Source organism: Aeromonas sp. R9-2, assembly GCF_040908025.1.
GTDB classification, from domain to species: Bacteria; Pseudomonadota; Gammaproteobacteria; order Enterobacterales; family Aeromonadaceae; genus Aeromonas; species Aeromonas veronii.
In genome coordinates this window covers 44,230-63,115 of the sequence record NZ_JBFOCX010000035.1, presented here as the reverse complement: position 1 = coordinate 63,115, position 18,886 = coordinate 44,230, and the positions used below count along the sequence as shown (strand labels likewise).

The window sequence follows — 18,886 nt, the reverse complement described above, 5'->3', positions numbered from 1 at the left end:
TGTCACTCACGAGGTTACCGTGAACAAAGTCATACCTTTAACGATTCTGCTGGGCTTCACCCTGCCGGTGCTGGCGGCACCGACCCTGATTGCCGAACAGGGCAAGGAGGAGGGCAAGCTCGCCATCCCCTACCAGATGTACAAGCTGGACAACGGCCTGACCGTGATCCTGGCTCCCGACCGCTCCGATCCGCTGGTGCACCTCGATGTGACCTATCACGTCGGTTCATCCCGCGAGACGGTCGGCAAGTCCGGTTTCGCCCACTTCTTCGAGCACATGATGTTCCAGGGCTCCAAGCACGTCGGTGATCAGGAGCATATGCGGATCATCAACGAGGCCGGTGGTGACATGAACGGCACCACCAACAAGGACCGCACCAACTACTACGAAACTGTGCCTGCCAACCAGCTGGAAAAAGTGCTCTGGCTGGAGGCGGATCGGATGGGCTTCCTGCTCGATGCGGTGAGCCAGAAGAAGTTCGAGATCCAGCGCGCCACCGTCAAGAACGAACGGGCCCAGCGGGTCGATAACCAGCCGTACGGGCTGGTGAGCGAGAAGGTTGGGGAGGCGCTCTATCCGCGTACTCACCCCTACTCCTGGCAGCCTATCGGTTACGTGGAAGATCTCGACCGGGTCGATGTGAACGACCTCAAGCAGTTCTTCCTGCGCTGGTATGGCCCCAACAACGCCACCCTGACTCTGGGCGGCGACTTTGACAGCAAGCAGGCCCTCGAATGGATCGAGAAGTACTTCGGCTCCATCCCGCGCGGCCCGGACGTGGCCGAGCCGACGCCAAAGCCGGTGACCCTGCCCGAGACCCGCTATGTGACGCTGCAGGACAAGGTACACCTGCCGCTGCTCTATATCAGCTACCCCACCGTCTCTCTTGGCGATCCGCAGGAGCCTGCGCTCGACATGTTTGCCGACGTGCTGGGCAGTTCCGCCAGCTCCATGCTCTACCAGTCGCTGGTGAAAACCGGCAAGGCGATCGATGTGGGGGCGTCCCACTACTGCGAAGAGCTGGCCTGTACCCTGACCGTCTACGCCTATCCCAATCCGTCGCAGGATGGCAGCCTCAAGACCCTCAAGGGGGAGGTGGACAAGGTGATCGGCGAGTTCGCCCAGCGCGGCCTCAAGCCGGAAGATCTGGAGAAGGCGATCGCCAAGTACCGCGCCTCCGCCATCTGGGGTCTGGATAGCGTCTCCGGCAAGGTGAGCCAGCTCGCCATGGGTCAGGTGTTTGCCCAGGACCCCAACTATGTGTTCAAGACGCTGGATGCCATCGGTAAGGTGACACCTGAGCAGGTGAAGGCCGCCTACGACAAGTTCATCGCCGGCAAGCCTGCGGTGGTGCTGAGCGTGGTGCCCAAGGGCAAGACCGAGTGGCAGGTTGCCACCCCGAACTTTACCCCCGCCAAGCGCGAGCTGCCGGATTACAGCAAGCATGACGAGGCGCTGGCCGAACGACCGGTAAAAGACAATTTCGATCGCAGCGTGCAGCCCAAAGCGAGCGAGGCGGTGAGCGTCAAGGTGCCCGCCATCTGGCACGGCAAGCTCGACAAGAACATCGAGATTATCGGCACCAAGAGTGACGAGATCCCCGCGGTCTCCATCATGATCGCCCTGCCGGGCGGTATTCGTGCCGAAGATAAGGGGCAGCTTGGACTGGCCAATCTGACCGCCGCCATGATGGGGCAGGGCACGGTGCGCCTGACCGAGGCTCAGCTGAGCGATGAGCTGCAAAAGCTGGGATCTTCCATCGATGTCTCCAGCGCCCAGTACAACAACCTCATCACCGTCAGCTCGCTGGCGGACAAGTTGCCCCAGACCCTGGCGTTGGTGCGCGAGGTGCTGGAGCGTCCGGGCATGCGGGAGGCGGACTTCGAACGGGTCAAGGCGCAGCTGCTGCAAGGGATGCAACAGGCCCAGCAGCAGCCCGAGTGGCTGGCCGGGCAGGCGTTCCGCGAGCTGGTCTACGGCAAGCAGAACCGCCTCGGTCAACCTACCGACGGGGTAGCGGCCGATGTGACCAAGCTGACCCTGGCGGACGTGAAGCACTTCTATCAGGCCTACTACAACCCCACCAACGCCAAAGTGGTGGTGGTCGGTGATGTGGACCAGAAGCAGATCGAGGAGCAACTTGGCTTCCTGACCGAGTGGAAGGGGGCCACGCCAACTCTGGGGGATCTCAAGCTCAAGGGTGAGCAGGCCAAGCCGGGTATCTATCTGGTCGACAAGCCGGGGGCGCCCCAGTCGGTGATCCGCATCGGTCGTCGCGCCATGCCGTTCGATACCACGGGGGATTACTTCACCGCCGGGCTGATGAACTTCAACCTGGGTGGTAACTTCAACAGCCGCATCAATCTCAACCTGCGGGAAGACAAGGGCTACACCTACGGCGCCAGCTCCGGTTTCTCCGCCAACCGCGAGGTGGGCACCTTCGCCACCGGCGCCAATGTGCGGGCCGATGCGACCGTCGATGCCATCCGCCAGTTCCTCAAGGAGATGGACAACTACCGCAAGAGCGGCCCGACCCCGGTGGAGCTGGCCTATATGCGCAGCGCGGTCTCCCAGCAGGATGCCCTCTCTTACGAGACCTTGGGCCAGAAGGCGGGCTTCCTGCTGCAGATGGTGATGTATGACCTGAAGCCGGACTATGTGCAGGCCCAGAACAACCTGATCAAGACGGTGTCGCCCGAGGCGCTGAAGGCCAGTGCGGCCCGTTGGCTCAATCCGGCCGACATGGTGATCGTGGTGGTGGGAGACAAGCAAAAGCTTGAAAAACCCTTGAAGGAGCTTCATCTTCCCATCTATCCGCTGCAGTTGCCGTAACTGACGCTTTATAAAAATCAAGAGCCGCCCCGGATGGGGCGGCCTCACATGAGCCGTGAATATGACTACAACAAGCTTGTCGCTCACCGAGTTGCTGAATGCGTTGGGATCACCGGAGCGCCTCACCGCGCTCAAGGGGATCCGGCGCGGGATCGAACGTGAATGCCTGCGCATCACGCCGGATGGCCGACTCGCACAGAGTGACCATCCCCGGGCGCTGGGCTCGGCCCTGACCCATCCCAATATCACCACCGACTACTCGGAGAGCCTGCTGGAGTTCATTACCCCGGCCACCGACTCCATCGACAGCCTGATGGAGCAGCTCGGCGACATCCATCACCATGTGATTCAGCATCTGGGTGACGAGCGGATTTGGCCGCTCTCCATGCCCTGCTTCGTCGGCGGGGAAGAGAGTATCCGGCTGGCCCAGTACGGCAGCTCCAATATCGGCAAGATGAAGACCCTCTACCGTCAGGGCTTGAAGAACCGCTACGGCAGCCTGATGCAGGTGATCGCCGGAGTGCACTTCAACTTCTCCATGCCAGACAGCTTCTGGAGCGAGTGGCAGGATCTGGTGTGCGAAGGGTGCTGCAGCCAGCGCTTTATCTCCGACAAGTACATGGGGCTTATTCGCAACGTCTACCGCTTCGGCTGGCTGGTACCCTATCTGTTTGGTGCCTCTCCGGCCATCTGCGAATCCTTCCTCAAAGGGCGAAAGAGCAACCTGCCGTTCGAGAAGACCGGCAAGGGCACCCTCTATCTGCCTTACGCCACCGCGCTGCGTCTCTCTGATCTGGGTTATACCAACAGCGCCCAGGCTGGGCTCAAGATCAGCCATGACAATCTGCCGGCCTATGTCAGCAGCCTGCGCCGCGCCATCAACACCCACAATCCCGACTTTGCCAAGATCGGGGTCAAGGTGGATGGGGAGTATCGTCAGCTCAACGACAACGTGTTGCAGCTGGAGAATGAGCTCTACGCCCCGATCCGCCCCAAGCGCACCCCGCGCAGCGGCGAGAAGCCCTCGGATGCGCTGGATCAGCGCGGCATCGAATACATCGAGCTGCGTACCGTGGACGTCAACCCCTTCACCCCGCTCGGCATCGATGCGGATCAGATCCGCTTCTTCGATCTGTTCCTGGTCTGGTGCCTGCTGCGCCCCTCTCCGGTGCTGAGTGACGAGGAGATTGCCCGCAACCGCCGCAACCAGAACAAGGTGGTGCTGGAAGGGCGTCGTCCCGGCCTGACGCTGGAAGATGAGCAGGGCAATGTCATTGGCCTCAAAGAGTACGGCCTCAAACTGTTTGACGAGCTGGCTCAGGTGGCCGATCTGCTGGATCGCTGCTGTGGCCGCAACCGCTATCGCGAGACGCTGGCGATGCACCGCGAGAAGCTGCTCAACCCAGAGCTCACCTACTCAGCTCGCATGCTCAAGGAGCTGCTGGAGAGTGGCAAGGACAACGGCTGCTACGGCGACAAGCTGGCGACCCGTTATCGCGAGGAGCTGCTGGCAGGGGAGCTGCAGTACTGGGATGAGGCCTACTTTGCCGGTGAGGCGAAGGATTCGCTGGCCAAGCAGCGCGAACGCGAGCGCAGCGACAGTCTGTCGTTCGATGACTTCCTGGCCGACTACTTCGGAACCAGTACCACCACGGCCTGAAGGCGGGTTCGTACCGACCAAAGTGCCAACAAAAAGCCGCTCGAGTGAGCGGCTTTTTTATTTCTCTGAACCTGAGCGATATCAGACGTGGTTATACATGGCCTCGATTTCGCTCTGGTACTTGGCCTCGATGATCTTGCGGCGCAGCTTCATGGTGGGGGTGAGCTCACCCAGCTCCATTGAGAAGGCGCTCGGCAGCAGGGTGAACTTCTTCACCTGCTCGAACTTGGCCAGCTCTTTTTGCAAGTCGGCGATGCGGGCTTCGAAGAACTCCATCACCCGGGAGTGGCGCAGCAGCTCGGTCTTGCACTGGTACTGCAGGTTGATGGAGCGGGCGTACTCCTCCAGCGACTCGAAGCAGGGGACGATCAGCGCAGAGACGAAGTGGCGGGCATCGGCGACGATGGCGATCTGCTCGATAAAGCGATCCTTGCCGATGGTCCCTTCCACCAGTTGCGGTGCTACGTACTTGCCGTTGGAGGTCTTCATCAGCTCCTTGAGACGTTCGGTGAAGTAGATATTGCCCTGGCTGTCGAGCTCACCGGCATCGCCGGTACGCAGGAAGCCATCCTCGGTCATCACCTCGGCGGTCGCGTCCGGCTTGTTGTAGTAGCCGCGCATTACGGTGGGGGAGCGCACCAGCAGTTCGTTGTTCTCACCCAGCTTCACCTCGATGCCGTTCAGTGCCGTGCCGATGGAGCCCAACTTGAACTGGCTGTCTTCGTAGCAGCAGACGGTGGCGGTGGTCTCGGTCATGCCGTAGCCGTACTTGAGGTTGAGTCCCATCGCCTGGAAGAAGAGGTTCACATCGTCGGCAAGACGTGCACCTGCCACCGGCAGGAAGCGGGTACGGCCGCCGAAGCGGGCGCGCAGCTTGCGAAACACCAGTCGCTCGGCGAGCCAGAGCTGGCCGTAGAGCAGCGGGGAAGCGGACTTGCCCGCCTGACGGGTGGCAACCATCTGCTTGCCGACCTTGGTCGCCCAGCCAAACAGGGCGCGGCGCAGAGCCGGAGCCTGAGCGACTTTGGCCTGGATCATGGCATAGGCCTTCTCGTAGAGGCGCGGCACGGCGCACATCACGGTCGGCTGCACCTCGCCAATCACATCCATCACCTTCTGCGGATCGCGGATATAGACGTTCTCGGCACCGCAATAGAGCACGTAGTAGCTCCAGGCCCGCTCGAACACGTGGCTGAGCGGCAGCATGCAGAGCGACACATCCTGCTCGTTCAGATCGAGGCGGCTGTTGTGCATCTCGAAACAGGCGGCGATGTTGCTGAAGTCGAGCATGACCCCCTTGGGCTCGCCTGTGGTGCCGGAGGTGTAGATCAGGGTCAGCAGATCATCCATCCGGTACTGGGTTTCCCGCTCGCGCAGCTCTTGCTCGCTGGGCTGATGGTTGCCGGAGACCAGAAATGTCTGGAAGTGGCTCGCCTGCTCGCAGCCGCGCAGGTTGACGTTGCCATCGAGAGCGACGATCTGACGAATTTCGCCGTTTTGCAGCAGGGTCAGCGCCTGATCGAACTGGGGTTGTTCGCCAACGAACAGTACCTTGATGCCGGCATCTTTGACGATGTAGCGCAGCTGATCGAGCGTACTGGTGGGGTAGATAGGGACGCTGACACCGCGGGCGGCAAGGATGCCGAGATCGGCCTGGGTCCACTCCGGCATGTTGCGGGCATAGATGCCGACCATTTCGGTTGGCTGGTGGCCGGCCCGGATCAGCGCCTGTGCGCAGTAGTCCATGGCCTGGCCCAGAGTACGCCAGCCGATGGCGCGCCACTGGCCATCTTGCTGAACCCGCAGGGCAGCCTTGTTGCCAAGCTGGGCAATACGTTCACGCATCAGTCGAACCAGATGAAGCTTCGGCATCAGTTAAACATCCTTTAATTACAGTTGTACGCCCGCGAGGGCACTAAAAATCGGGCTAGAGTTTAAACTCCAACATTACGGCTTACAAGTGTTCGCTGTTTGTCTTGGATCACAAAGAGCGCAAATAGCTCTCCCTTTGTGCAGACTGGCCGATACTGCTAGGAGGCAGAGAGAGGGTTAACGATATGAATCTGTGGGTGAAAGGGGCGTTGGCCGCGGTCGGGCTGATGGTGGTGGGGGGCGCTGCGTTTTGGTTCTTTGCCGGAACGTCATCACAGGGGCCCGCCAATCCCTGGTATCAGGGGGCCGAGGGGTATCAGCAGGCGCAGCAACAGGCGCTGGCGTTGGGCTATCCGCTGCTCTATGTGCTGGAGACCCCCAAGTGCCGCCGCTGTGGCGATCTGGAGAAGAAATTCTGGCAGAGCAAGGAGATGGCTGGTCCGCTTGCCCGGCTGGTGAAGGTGCGGCTCAACCCGGGCAAGGGGGATGGCAGCGAGCAGATCCTGCGCCGCTTTCCCAAAGTCGCCACACCGCCCGGTATCTATATCCAGCAGCCGGGGCAGCCTCTCAGGCCCATCAAGATAGTGGTGGATATCGACCAGATCTGGATGCCGGGAAAAACCTGGCTGCGGGGCTTCTATATGCCGCTCTCCGGGGCCGGATTCGAGGCGGTGGTGCATACCACCCTGGCCTTGCAGGATCCCGCACTGGACAACGCCCCCCTCGATTGAGGGGGGACAAAAGGCTTGGGCGCGACGAACAGGCTGGATCAGCCGAAATCGAACAGTCGCGACATCAGCACCGCATCTTCCCTGTCGTTGCCGGTGCCGTAGTAGTCGGAGCGGCGGCAATATTCGGCAAAACCGGCACTCTCGTAGAGGTTGATGGCGGTCTGGTTACCGGCCCGAACCTCGAGAAACCAGGCCTCTGCCCCGGCTTGCTTGCTGCGAGCCAGATAGGCCTGCAACAGCGCCCGTCCCAACCCCTTGCCCTGAAACGCCGGATGCACGCAGATATTCATCAGCGAGCTGTCACCGGCCACCAGATCCGAGATATAGAAGCCCGCCGGGCGACCATCGACCAGCATCAAACCGTTGAGATAGCGAGGGCCGAAGCAGGAGAGCAGGTTGGCCTCACTCCACGGCTCCTTGTGAGCGGCTTGCTCGATGGGGTAGACAAGGTCGAAATCGCTCTCGAGCAGGGGACGAAACTCAGGCATGGGGGCTCCGGATGGCAAGATGTTGGGCACTGGGGTTGTCAGAGGTGGCATTTGTAAAATCAGGTAAAAAGAGCGGCATTGCAGTGGGTCTTGGCGGCATGATGCAGGATCACGCCGCGCTGGCCGCAAGGTGCTGGCGCAGCTGTTGCCACAGGGCGCGCTTTTGCGCGGCGCTGGGGGTGAGCGGGCAGATCAGCGCATCAGGCCGCGCGGGGTTGGCCTCCGTCAGCCAGAGCAGGGGGGAGGTATCCGCCGCTTGTAGGTCGGCAGGCGGCAGCTCGCTGAGCAGTGAGACCTCGTCGGGGGTCATGCCGAGCAACTGGCAGATATCCGCCAGCAGCGTGGTGGCAGGCAGCTGAGGCGCCAGCAACCAGAGTTTGCCGCTGGGCAGCGGAGCGCGGGTGGCCGGTGCCGTCTGGCCCGGCTGTGTGGCGTTTTGCTCAAGCTCGGGAGCGGGTGCTGCGCCCAGCAATGCCGGACGACGCAGTTGCCAGCTTTGAATGCCCATGCGGGCCAACATGCTCTGACGAACGGGATCTTGCATTTGAGGCGACTCACTCTTGATCTGCATTGGGGAAAATTGTGTTGCGCAGGGTACACTCGAACCGCTTTTGCTGCACCCTTTGCAACGCATCATCTGGCGCATGCGGGCATGGTACTCATCACGAAACTGGCCATGCATGGGCGCAGCACGCTGCCGATACGGTATCGCACTGCCTTTGCGTTTTTTCCTGCCAGAGGCGGGTATTGTGCGGCAAGAGATACCAGAATAAACATCATAACAAGACAAAACCCAAGGTCGAGCAAATGGATATCGCGCCTTGGGGCTAACATCATCCCAGCTTCGGAACACTCTCTATGTCGTCTTTAGCTCAAGCCCAGAACCCTGCGCGTCTTATTCCCATCCAGGAGCGCTTGCCCCGGCTGCTGGCCGCCCTCGGTGAGGGACTCTACGAACGACAGGATGCCCTGCGCCTCGGTCTGCTGGCTGCCCTCAGTGGCGAGAGTGTCTTCTTGCTGGGGCCGCCCGGTATCGCCAAGAGCCTGATTGCCCGTCGCCTCAAGCTGGCCTTTCACGACGCCCGCCACTTTGAATACCTGATGACCCGTTTCAGTACGCCGGAGGAGGTGTTTGGCCCCCTCTCCATTCAGGCGCTGAAAGAGGATGGCAAATATCTGCGCCTCACCACAGGTTATCTGCCAGAGGCCGAAGTGGTATTCCTCGATGAGATCTGGAAGGCGGGCCCTGCCATTCTCAACACCCTACTCACCGCCATCAACGAGCGGCAGTTTCGCAACGGCGACAGCCAGCACCCCATCCCGATGCGCTTGCTGGTGACTGCCTCCAACGAGCTGCCGGCGCCAGACAGCGGGCTGGAAGCGCTCTACGACCGGATGCTGGTGCGGATCTGGATGGATCGGGTACAGGAGAAAGCCAATTTTCAATCCATGCTGGCCAGCGATGGCCACGCTCACCAGAACCTGCCGGAATCCCTGCAGATCCGGGGGGATGAGTACGAGCAGTGGCAGAGCCAGATTGAACAGGTGCGCCTGCCGGATGCCTGTTTCGAGCTCATCTATCAGCTGCGCCAGCAGCTCGACAGCCAGCTGGCCCATCGCTGTTATGTGTCGGATCGCCGCTGGAAGAAGGCGGTACGGCTCATCAAGGCGAGTGCCTTCTTCAATGGCCGCGATGAGGTCGCACCGGTAGATCTGCTGCTGTTCAAGGATTGTCTCTGGCATGACGAGGAGTCCCGCACCGCCCTGCTGGAGATGATGACCGAATTCTCCCGCCTTTACGGCTATCAGCAACTGGCGATGACCCGTCAGCTGCTGGCGTTGCGGGATCAGTTCAAACAGCTCAAACAGAGCGTGGCCCAACGCCTTTGCACAAAGGCCCGCCAACGCAACCAGTGGTTTGGCCGGCGGGCCCGGGGTATCGAGATCCCGCTCGCCAATGCCAGACCCTTTGGCAAGCAGGTGCACTTCCATCTGCTCACCCCGGCGCCGCTGGATGGCGGCGATCCTGAACGGCTCACCCGCACCCTGGTGTTCGATCGCACCTTGCTCTCCCATTGGCATCCCACCGGTGAGGCGCTGGTGGGTTATGAGTTCGGCAACCCGAAAGAGGGGCATTACGAGCTGGTGCTGGACGATGAGCTGCGGCTGCAGGTGCTCGATATCCAGCGCCAGCAGATCCCGTTGGTGCTAATGGAGCGCAACGCCATCCCCGAGGTGGTGCTGGCGCCCTGGTTGCAGTCACTCGACGAGCAGCTGGTTCAGGTCGGCAAGGTGATGCAGATACTCAAGCAGCAGCGCAGCCTGTTCGAGCGTCACCAGCAACACCTCTTTATCGCCCAGCGCTGGCTGCAGCAGGTGGAAGACAGCTTCTTCGTGCTGAACCGGGATCTCGAACTGCTGCGTAGCGAGCTGACCCAGTGGCGCGAGCGGTTGCCAAGGCTGGACGAGTAAGGAGCGCTCATGCTTGAGATCGGCATGCTGGATCTGGGCCTTCTCATGGGAGAGGGTGAGCTGGCGGGAGAGGTGGTGGCGCTGCTGGCGGCCTCACCCAAGATTTCCGAATTTATCAAACGCTCCCCGCTACAGGGCAAGCTGCTGAAAAAGCGCCTGCAGAGTTGGGGCGAGCAGCTTGGTGAGGAGATCCGTCACAAGCCGGTGCCGGTGGCGTTGGAGCAGGAGTACTTGCTCTATCAGGCGCACCGGCAACTGCCGATGACCGAGCTGATTGGTCGCCTGCCCGGCCTACTGGAGTCGCTGGAGCAGTACAGCCCCTTCGCCGGTGAGGCCCGATCCTTGGTGCGTCAGCTGACGGCCCACCCCACCGAGGGGCTGCGCCAGCTCTTTATCGACAAGTGGCGCGCCAGTCTGGTGGGGAGCCTGCTGCAGTTACAGCAGCAGATCGCCGAAGCGGAGCGAGAGAAGCAACGTCAAGAGATTGAAGATCAGCTGCTGGCGAGCCGCACCCTGGCCGATGCCCTCGACCCCAACCAGATCTCAGCCGGTGGTCTTTGGGATCTGGCGCAGGGGCACTGGCACAAGCGCAGTCTGGTGCTGGTCAAGCAATACGCCCGCATGTTGCAGCGCGAACCCTTGCTGGCGGAGATTGCCGGTCTGCTCGGGCGCAGCGAGCGGGATCGGCGGGCGCAGGAGCAACCTGTGCCGCCGGTTCAGGTGCTGGAGCTGGAGCCCGCTCCCAGCGATGATGTGCCGGACGACTTGGTAGGCATTCATCAGGCCAGCGATCTGATGCGGCTACTGCCAAGCGAAGCTGTGATGCTGGGGCTGCCGGAGCTGGAGCTGGAGTTCTATCGCCGCTATCTGGAGCGGCGTCTGCTCAGCTACCAGTCGCGAGGTACCTTGCCGCGCCAGCGCATCATGTTACGCACTCCGGAGCAGGGGGGGCAGCAGTTGCAGCAGCGAGGCCCCTTTATCGTCTGTGTCGATACTTCGGGCTCCATGGGGGGATATCCCGAGGAGTGTGCCAAGGCACTCTTTCTGGCGTTGCTCAAGGTGGCGATGGATGAGAAGCGCGGCTGTTACCTGATGCTCTTCTCCACCGAGGTGGCGACCCTCGAGATCACCGCCGATACCGGGCTGGACAAGGCGGAACGCTTCCTCTCCATGAGTTTTCACGGCGGTACCGATCTGGTGCCTTGTCTGGAAAAAGCGCTGGCCAAGCTCGATGATCCCGCCTTTGCCAAGGCGGATGTGCTGGTCATCTCCGATTTTATCGCCCAGAGCCTGCCCCATCCCCTGCTCGATCAGATGAACCGCTATCGCCAGCGCCAGACCCGTTTTCACGCCGTCGCCATGTCCCGCCACGCCAAGCAGGCGCTGTTGCGGGTCTTTGACAACAGCTGGCTGCTCGATTGCGGCCTGCGTGGCCGGCTGCTGCGGCGCTTTCAGCACAATTAACTATTTTTTAGTTATGAATAGTGCTTGATGGTTGCTTTGGTAGTTTATTCTGGCGCCAATGCGGAAGGATGGAGGGGAAATGTGAAGTTTTATCCGTGTTGTGTACTGCTGTTGGCATTGAACATCATGGCTGAGCCGGTTTCACCTCTTCAGTTGGAGAGTGAGCTCAATACGCTGGAGCAGACTTACCTCTCTGATCGCGAATTGGGCTTGCGAGTTCAGCGATTGAAGCGGGATTTGTCCGCTTACACATCGGCACAGCAGACGCGGATAACTCGCTTGGCCTGCAGATTGCAATCGGCAAACGAGAAGGCGGAGTATCGTCAGGCTATGTTTTATGCCGACGAACAGCTTCAGCGTGCTACTGCACAAGGCGATCAATTTGCCCGCAGTGATTTTTTCATGTGCCGCGGCTGGTTTCACCAACTGCTCGGAGAAAACGATAAGGCTAGCCAGGATTATGATCTGGCACTGACGTTGGCTCGTGATATCGGTTCCCTCAAGCAACAGGCAAGTGCTCTCTCCTATCGAGGTTCCCTCTTTTCCTTTCAGGGCCACCCCGCCAAGGGACTCAGAGACCTTATGAACGCTTTGCATATCTATGATGCTCTTGATCTTCCGGGCTGGTATGGAAAAGTTCAGCTGGAAATCGCCGCGACCTACCGCCGTATGGGGCTAATGGGGCCTGCCAATCGCTTGCTGGATGAGCTGGAGATGAAATTACCTGCCAACAGCGATCCTGATATTTTTTACGAGTTTTATCGGCAGAAAGCGATGGTGGCCAATAGCATGGGGCAGTATCAAGAGGCCATCGACGAGCTGGATAACGCGGCGGCGCAACACAATGAATTAACTCCTGTCGAAAAAGGATTATTGCAGCTGGATAGGGCCGAAGCTTTGCTGGGATTGGACAACTATCAGGAGGCCATGGTTCAGCTTGAGCAAGCTGGCATAGTGTTTCAATCAGAGATTTATCCTTTGTTTAACAGTTATTGGCACTTGCTGATGGCGCAGGGAGAGAGCATGACAGGAAAGTATGGTCATGCGCTTGAGCATCTTGCTATGGCTGAACCGACCCTGGTGCGTGAAGATAACCAGCGCTTTCTTATCAAGTTGACATGGCTGCGCAGTCAGGCGTTTGAGGGGCTTGGAAAAACCGCTGATGCGTTGGCGCAATTGCATCGTTATGTAGAACTGAAGCGCGCCTTTGAGCAGGAAATGCAGGAGCAGAGCACCGAATGGGTTCGTAGTCAGTTTGAGCTGGCTCGTCAGGAGGGTGAAAACAAACAACTGCGGGTTGAGCAGCTATTGCAGCAACAGGAGCTGGCTCTGGCCAAAGAGCGCCGCTTCTGGCTGCTGGTGGTGATGGTGCTCTGCGGGGTACTGGCACTGCTGACGATGGGGTGGCTGCTTGATCGCAACCGTCGGATGCGTCGTCTGGCCTTTACCGATGAGCTGACCGGCATCAACAACCGCCGTCGGGTGCTGCGGCAGGGCAGCGATATGCTGGCGCTGGCTCGCAGGCAGGGCACGCCATTTTGTCTGCTGGTGTTCGATATCGATCACTTCAAGCGGATCAACGATACCCTGGGACATCATCAAGGAGACAGGGTGCTGCAATGGGTCTCTCGGGCGGCAGATCGTCAGCTGCGGCACCAGGATCAGTTGGGGCGTACCGGCGGAGAGGAGTTCTTGATCCTGCTGCCGGATACCAGCCTTGAAGAGGCGTGCCGGGTGGCTGAGCGGATCCGTCACACGGTCGCCAACCGGGCGCTGCCCGGCATGTCGTACCCGGTAACTATCAGTATCGGGTGTGCCTCTCTGCGAGACGATGATCAGGATCTGGCGGCCTTGATCCAGCGTGCCGACAATGCGCTGTATCGTGCGAAAGAGGCGGGGCGCAACCGGGTGGAAACAGACGAGTGACGGGCTGGGTATTGTCACTCACCAGGTGGTCATTTCTATTGGGGAGTACTCTGATACGGCGATGACGCTCGTCCCCTGCGCTCGTTTTTGCCTGCGATGACAGATTGGCAAGCGCGAGCGCAGAAGAGCGTCAGAAGGGCGTTATGCCCAGGCGCTGCCACCATTGAGATGAAGCACTTCACCATTCATGTTGTTGTTGCTCATCAGGAACAGCGCGGCCTGCGCATAATCCTCTCCCTCTCCCAAGCGTTTCAACGGCAGGCTTTGCGCCACGGCAGCCACTTTTTGTGGGTCATTGCCCAGTGCTTTAAGCAGCATGGGAGTGCGCATGGGGCCCGGGTTGATAACGTTGATCCGACGGGGGGTCAGCTCGGTAACCAGACTGTGAGCCAGCGTTTCAACCGCGCCAGCTGCAACGGCAGGGAGTGCTTTACCCAGTTGTGGGCGGCGCGTCACCATCCCGGACGTGAGCACGATGGAGCCGCGTTCGGACAGTTTGGGTGCTGCGGCGCGGATCGCATGAACACTTCCCCAGAAGCGGCTGTCCATGTTGATTTTCAAATCCTCGATGGCTGCGGTGAGAAAGCTGCCTGGTCGCATGACGGCGGCGGTGATGACGAGATGATCCAGTGATGTCAGCTGGTTGAAAAAGTGATTGACGGAGTCGACGTCGAGAATATCCAGTTGATGGCCACTGGCATTTGGGCCCAATTCAGCCAGTGCAGTGGCAAGCTGCTCACGGCTGGAACCGCCGATAATGACCTTGGCGCCTTGCTCGATCGCTTGTTGGGCGGTGGCCAGGCCAAGACCCGAGGTACCACCGATAATGACGATCTGTTGATTGTGCAGGGTGGAATGTTTCATGTAATGACCTCTCCATTATGTAGATACGATTTACATATTTGTAGCTGGATAGGGAAAGTCCAAGTATGAAAATTTATCAAGAGTGGTTGTTGCTGGCATGGGGTGGGGGCCAAGTCCACGTGGTCCGGATGCTGCCATCCGATTCGGAGTGTTTGATTTTCTGTTCAGTTGGAACCGGTGAAACGGCTGAGCGGCCAAATTATCATCTCTTGTCATGCTGGGTATTTTTCACTCGCGCGGGTATAATGTCGCGCAATTTTGCTTTGACTCAGGCGATAAGACCCATGTAACGCAACCCTCCCCCTCTCTCCACCAGGTTGGCAAGACGCCAGCTGGCGTGGCTTTCGTTGCGTATACATGTGCCGTGAGCGGCATTCCGGATTTATTCCCACGGTGGCTGATGCCACCGCTCAATAGAAGAACGTTGAATTATGTCAGCTGAATTTCTGAGTGAAGTCTCCAAGAGACGCACTTTTGCGATCATTTCGCACCCGGATGCGGGTAAAACCACCATCACCGAGAAAGTCCTGCTGTTCGGACAGGCCATTCAGCGCGCCGGTACCGTCAAGGGCCGTGGCTCGGGCCAGCACGCCAAATCCGACTGGATGGAGATGGAAAAACAGCGTGGTATCTCCATCACTACCTCGGTGATGCAGTTCCCCTATGCCGATTGTCTGGTCAACCTGCTCGACACCCCGGGTCACGAGGACTTCTCCGAAGATACCTACCGTACCCTGACCGCGGTCGACTGCTGCCTGATGGTCATCGATGCCGCCAAGGGTGTTGAAGACCGGACCCGCAAGCTGATGGAAGTCACCCGTCTGCGTGATACCCCCATCCTCACCTTCATGAACAAGCTGGACCGCGAAGTGCGCGATCCGATGGAAGTGATGGACGAGGTGGAGCGCGAGCTTAAGATCATGTGCGCCCCCATCACCTGGCCTATCGGCTGCGGTAAATCCTTCAAGGGTGTCTATCACCTCTACAAGGATGAGACCTATCTCTATCAGAGCGGTCAGGGCCACACCATCCAGGAGAAGCGGGTGGTCAAGGGGCTGAACAACCCGGATCTGGATGCCGCCGTCGGCGAAGATCTGGCTCAGCAACTGCGTGACGAGCTGGAGCTGGTGCAGGGCGCCTCTCCCGAGTTCGATCACGATGCCTTTATCGCTGGCGAGATGACCCCGGTCTTCTTCGGTACTGCACTGGGTAACTTCGGTGTTGACCACATGCTGGATGGCCTGACTGACTGGGCGCCGTCTCCCATGCCGCGCAAGGCCGAGAGCCGCGAAGTGGTAGCGACCGAGGAGAAGTTCTCCGGTTTCGTGTTCAAGATCCAGGCAAACATGGATCCGAAGCACCGCGACCGTATCGCCTTTATGCGTATCGTGTCAGGTACTTACAGCAAGGGCATGAAGATGCGCCATGTGCGTATCGGCAAGGATGTGAACATCTCCGATGCCGTGACCTTTATGGCCGGTGACCGTGAGCAGGCGGAAGACGCCTTCGCCGGTGACATCATCGGTCTGCACAACCACGGTACCATCCAGATCGGCGACACCTTCACCCAGGGTGAAGATCTCAAGTTCACCGGTATCCCGAACTTTGCGCCGGAACTGTTCCGCCGCATCCGCCTGCGCGACCCGCTCAAACAGAAGCAGCTGCTCAAGGGGCTGGTCCAGCTCTCCGAAGAGGGCGCGGTACAGGTGTTCCGTCCGCTGATCAGCAACGATCTCATCGTCGGTGCAGTCGGTGTGCTGCAGTTTGACGTGGTGGTTTCTCGTCTGAAGAGCGAGTACAACGTCGAGGCCATCTACGAGGCGGTCAACGTCTCCACCGCCCGCTGGGTGGAAGGGACTGACGTCAAGAAGTTCGAAGAGTTCAAGCGCAAGAACGAGGTCAACCTGGCTCTCGATGGCGGTGACAACCTCACCTACATCGCGCCGACCATGGTCAACCTGCGCCTGGCCCAGGAGCGTCACCCGGACGTGGAGTTCCGCCAGACTCGCGAGCACTGATAAGTGCTTGCCTGCTCGGCAGACAAGATAAAAGAGACCCCGCTTCGGCGGGGTCTCTTGTTTTGTGCCGTTTTGCCTGTTTTAAGGAGGAATGCAGGGGGTAATGGTTCAGCATATACCAGTCGCAAGCAGCCCTCACCCTAGCCCTCTCCCAGAGGGAGAGGGAACCATCAGAGGTTTGCCTGAAAGGTCGCGGAAGTGTTTTTGCCCCCTTATCCCCTTGCGGGAGAAGGGTTGGGGATGAGGGGGGGCTACACCAGTGTCAGCACCATGCAGATCTCGCAATCCCCGTGGCCGGTGCAGCCAAGGGGGCTGGACAGGTGTTCAAAGCCCAGTGATTCATAGAGGTTGGTGGCTTCGCGCAAGACCTCGGTCGTTTCCAGATAGCAGCGCTGATAACCAAGCGCGCGCGCCTCGTCCAGTGCCTGCAATACCAGCCGCTTGCCAAGGCCCAGTCCGCGCAGTGCTGGCATAAAGTACATCTTCTGCAGCTCGCAGACTCCCTCTTCTCCTGCCAATGGCGCGATACCACCACCGCCGAGGATGGAACTGTCCGGTCCTTCGATGACCCAGTAGCGACTCTTCTTCCCCTGATAGCTCTGGGAGAGGGTGTCGAGATTGGGATCCGAGACCCCATACCCCTTGTCAGCGGTGAGGCCATATTCGGCTGATACGGCGCGGATCACCAAGGCGATCTGGGCATTGTCCGCCGCCGTGATGGGGCGGATCCGGTAACCACGCTGGCGACGGGCGCGGGAGAGGGCGCTGCGATAGAGCCGCAGCCCTTGCCACAGCTGCTCCCGTTCGGGCAGGCTCAACTGTGCCAGCATCTCCTCCATCGCCCCGTCCATCTCACGGTGCAACTCCAGCAGCATCCCCTGACCGTTGACGGTGAGGCGGGCCTCCTTGCTGCGGCCATCAGAGGGGTGCGGGTGCCAGCTGATAAGCTCCCGCTCGGCCAAGCGCGCCAGCGGACGGCTGGCGTTGGATTTGTCGATGTGCAGCTTTTCTGCCAGCTGCTGATTGGTGGCCGGGGCGTTTTCCAGCTCGATTAGCAGGTGAGCCTCGATGGGGGTGAGGGCCAGATTGCCGCATTGCTGGGAGAGCATGCCGAGTTCGCGAACCAGATCGCGCGACAGGGCGCGCAGGGGACGGGGATCCATATCGTGGTTTCCTTTTTAGTTGTGCATGACAACTAAAATAGCGTAAAAGTTGTAATTCGCAACCTTTTGCTGTGATGACTTGCAGAATATGAGGTGAGCGGCAGCCCCGTTGATTGGGCTGCCGCAGGTGGGGCGGTCGTCAGGCGGCGGCTCTGATAGCCAGCTCCGGGCGGCGGGAGAAGCAGCGGGCGAGCAGCAACATGGTGGCGACGCCTATGGTGCCCAGCACCAGCCAGGGGAGGGCCGGTTGTCCCTGTTGCAGCGAGAAGTCATAGAGGGAGCCGCCGCCCACATAGCCGGTCATGCCCCCCAGCGCCAGTCCGAGGCGGCTGAAGCCCATGTAGCTGCCGCGGGCTGTGGGGTTGGCCAGCCGGGTCATCAGGGTCTCCCGGGCCGGTTCACAGATGATGATCCCCAGATAGAAGCAGGCCAGCAGTACGAAGATGCCGGAGAGAGTGCTGACGAAGGCGACCAGCCCGATCCCCACCGTCATCAGCAGGATACCTGCCATCAGTCGGCTCTCCAGCCGATAGCGCCGTTCGCTGAAACGGGCGATAGGGTAGAGCAGCGCCAGTGACAGCGCCGTTTCCAGGCTGTACATCCAGCCCACCGCCGTGGTGGTGCCGGAGAGCTGCTTGACCAGAATGGGGAAAATCAGCATCACCTGTACCCACAGCATGTAATAGCCGCTTAAGATCAGCACCAGTCGGCAGAAGGCGCGATCTGCCAGTACTTGTCCCAACCCTTCCCGCATCGGAGTCGGTTTGACTGAGAGGCGGTAGGCGGGCAGCAGGGTCCAGTTGCACAGGGCCGCCAGCGTGAAGAGTCCGGCGCCCAGCAGGCAGACGTAGGTGAAGTCAAAACGCAGCAGCCAGCTGCCGAGCAGCGCACCGGTGACGGCTCCCGCGCTCTCCAGCATCATCAGCAGGGAGATAAAGCGGCCCCGTTCATGGGGACGGGTAAATTTGATCACCAGTGCGGCCCGTGGCGGGTCGAACAGGCAACCGCCCAGTCCGGAGAGGAAGCAGGAGAAGATCAGCATGGCGCCGCTGTCGGCCCAGGCCAGGGTGGCGAAGCCCACCGCCCGCAGCAGCATGCCGGTGACGATGAGCGGGCGGGCGCCGAAGCGGTCGGCCAGCGAGCCGCCGAAGATCCCCAGCCCCTGCTGGGTCAGCTGGCGCAGGCCGAGGGCCAGCCCCACCAGACCGGCCGCCCAGCCGAGCTGGTCGACGAAGCGCAGGCTGATCATCGGCATCACCACAAAGAAACCCAGGATCACCAGTGTGGTATCCAGCGCCAGAAACCAGCGCCCCCAAAACCTCGCCTTATCGACCATAACGCCCTCTCATTCACAGATACCTTCATTCTGGAGAGGGTTTAGATATAGTGGTAGAC

General features: G+C 60.1%; 13 protein-coding genes. 7 read left to right on the top strand and 6 right to left on the bottom strand.

The features are described 5' to 3' along the window. Positions 1-19 precede the first annotated feature (19 nt). Both AB5Y71_RS20085 and gshA read left to right on the top strand, forming a co-directional pair. Positions 20-2,833 carry a M16 family metallopeptidase gene (locus AB5Y71_RS20085; protein ID WP_368172299.1) on the top strand — a complete coding sequence of 938 codons (2,814 nt, stop codon included), beginning with the start codon at positions 20-22 and terminating at the stop codon, positions 2,831-2,833. Positions 2,834-2,894: 61 nt separating this feature from the next. Continuing rightward, positions 2,895-4,493, top strand: a complete 1,599-nt coding sequence (gshA, locus tag AB5Y71_RS20080; RefSeq protein WP_368172298.1) for a glutamate--cysteine ligase — start codon at positions 2,895-2,897, stop codon at positions 4,491-4,493. Between the two features lie 81 nt (positions 4,494-4,574). Here gshA and AB5Y71_RS20075 read toward each other — a convergent pair whose 3' ends face one another. Then, positions 4,575-6,365, bottom strand: coding sequence for a long-chain fatty acid--CoA ligase (locus tag AB5Y71_RS20075; RefSeq protein WP_043825824.1), 1,791 nt, complete (start codon positions 6,363-6,365; stop codon positions 4,575-4,577). Between the two features lie 185 nt (positions 6,366-6,550). Here AB5Y71_RS20075 and AB5Y71_RS20070 point away from each other — a divergent pair, with 185 nt between their 5' ends. Next, positions 6,551-7,096 (top strand): hypothetical protein, encoded by a 546-nt coding sequence (locus AB5Y71_RS20070; RefSeq protein ID WP_064338784.1) that lies wholly within the window; start codon positions 6,551-6,553, stop codon positions 7,094-7,096. A 38-nt stretch (positions 7,097-7,134) separates the two neighbouring features. Here AB5Y71_RS20070 and rimI read toward each other — a convergent pair whose 3' ends face one another. Together rimI and AB5Y71_RS20060 are read right to left on the bottom strand one after the other, a co-directional pair. Next, positions 7,135-7,584, bottom strand: a complete 450-nt coding sequence (gene rimI / locus AB5Y71_RS20065; RefSeq protein ID WP_368172297.1) for a ribosomal protein S18-alanine N-acetyltransferase — start codon at positions 7,582-7,584, stop codon at positions 7,135-7,137. Positions 7,585-7,693: 109 nt separating this feature from the next. Then, positions 7,694-8,128: a DNA polymerase III subunit psi gene (locus AB5Y71_RS20060; protein ID WP_368172296.1), complete on the bottom strand. Its 435-nt coding sequence runs from the start codon at positions 8,126-8,128 to the stop codon at positions 7,694-7,696. A 314-nt stretch (positions 8,129-8,442) separates the two neighbouring features. On the opposite strand from AB5Y71_RS20060, the gene AB5Y71_RS20055 reads away from it, so the two are divergent. The 3 genes from AB5Y71_RS20055 (at position 8,443) to AB5Y71_RS20045 (ending at position 13,446) form a co-directional block, all read left to right on the top strand. Then, entirely contained in the window at positions 8,443-10,056 is a 1,614-nt protein-coding gene (locus AB5Y71_RS20055) for an ATPase RavA domain-containing protein (RefSeq protein ID WP_368172295.1), read from the top strand. Between the two features lie 9 nt (positions 10,057-10,065). Beyond that, the gene (gene viaA / locus AB5Y71_RS20050) at positions 10,066-11,520 is read left to right on the top strand and encodes an ATPase RavA stimulator ViaA (protein ID WP_368172294.1); all 1,455 of its coding nucleotides are present in this window, start codon (positions 10,066-10,068) and stop codon (positions 11,518-11,520) included. Positions 11,521-11,601: 81 nt separating this feature from the next. Beyond that, positions 11,602-13,446, top strand: coding sequence for a diguanylate cyclase (locus AB5Y71_RS20045; RefSeq protein ID WP_368172293.1), 1,845 nt, complete (start codon positions 11,602-11,604; stop codon positions 13,444-13,446). 141 nt (positions 13,447-13,587) lie between these two features. Here AB5Y71_RS20045 and AB5Y71_RS20040 read toward each other — a convergent pair whose 3' ends face one another. After that, positions 13,588-14,310: an SDR family oxidoreductase gene (locus AB5Y71_RS20040; protein WP_323889771.1), complete on the bottom strand. Its 723-nt coding sequence runs from the start codon at positions 14,308-14,310 to the stop codon at positions 13,588-13,590. 428 nt (positions 14,311-14,738) lie between these two features. On the opposite strand from AB5Y71_RS20040, the gene prfC reads away from it, so the two are divergent. Beyond that, a complete protein-coding gene (gene prfC / locus AB5Y71_RS20035; RefSeq protein WP_085942998.1) occupies positions 14,739-16,328 on the top strand; it encodes a peptide chain release factor 3 in 1,590 nt (529 codons plus the stop codon). A gap of 251 nt (positions 16,329-16,579) precedes the next feature. Here prfC and AB5Y71_RS20030 read toward each other — a convergent pair whose 3' ends face one another. Both AB5Y71_RS20030 and mdtH read right to left on the bottom strand, forming a co-directional pair. Continuing rightward, complete coding sequence (locus AB5Y71_RS20030; protein ID WP_368172292.1) at positions 16,580-17,491, bottom strand: GNAT family N-acetyltransferase; 912 nt, start codon at positions 17,489-17,491, stop codon at positions 16,580-16,582. 139 nt (positions 17,492-17,630) lie between these two features. Further along, on the bottom strand, positions 17,631-18,827 hold the full coding sequence (mdtH, locus tag AB5Y71_RS20025) for a multidrug efflux MFS transporter MdtH (protein WP_368172291.1): 1,197 nt from the start codon (positions 18,825-18,827) through the stop codon (positions 17,631-17,633). Positions 18,828-18,886: the final 59 nt, after the last annotated feature.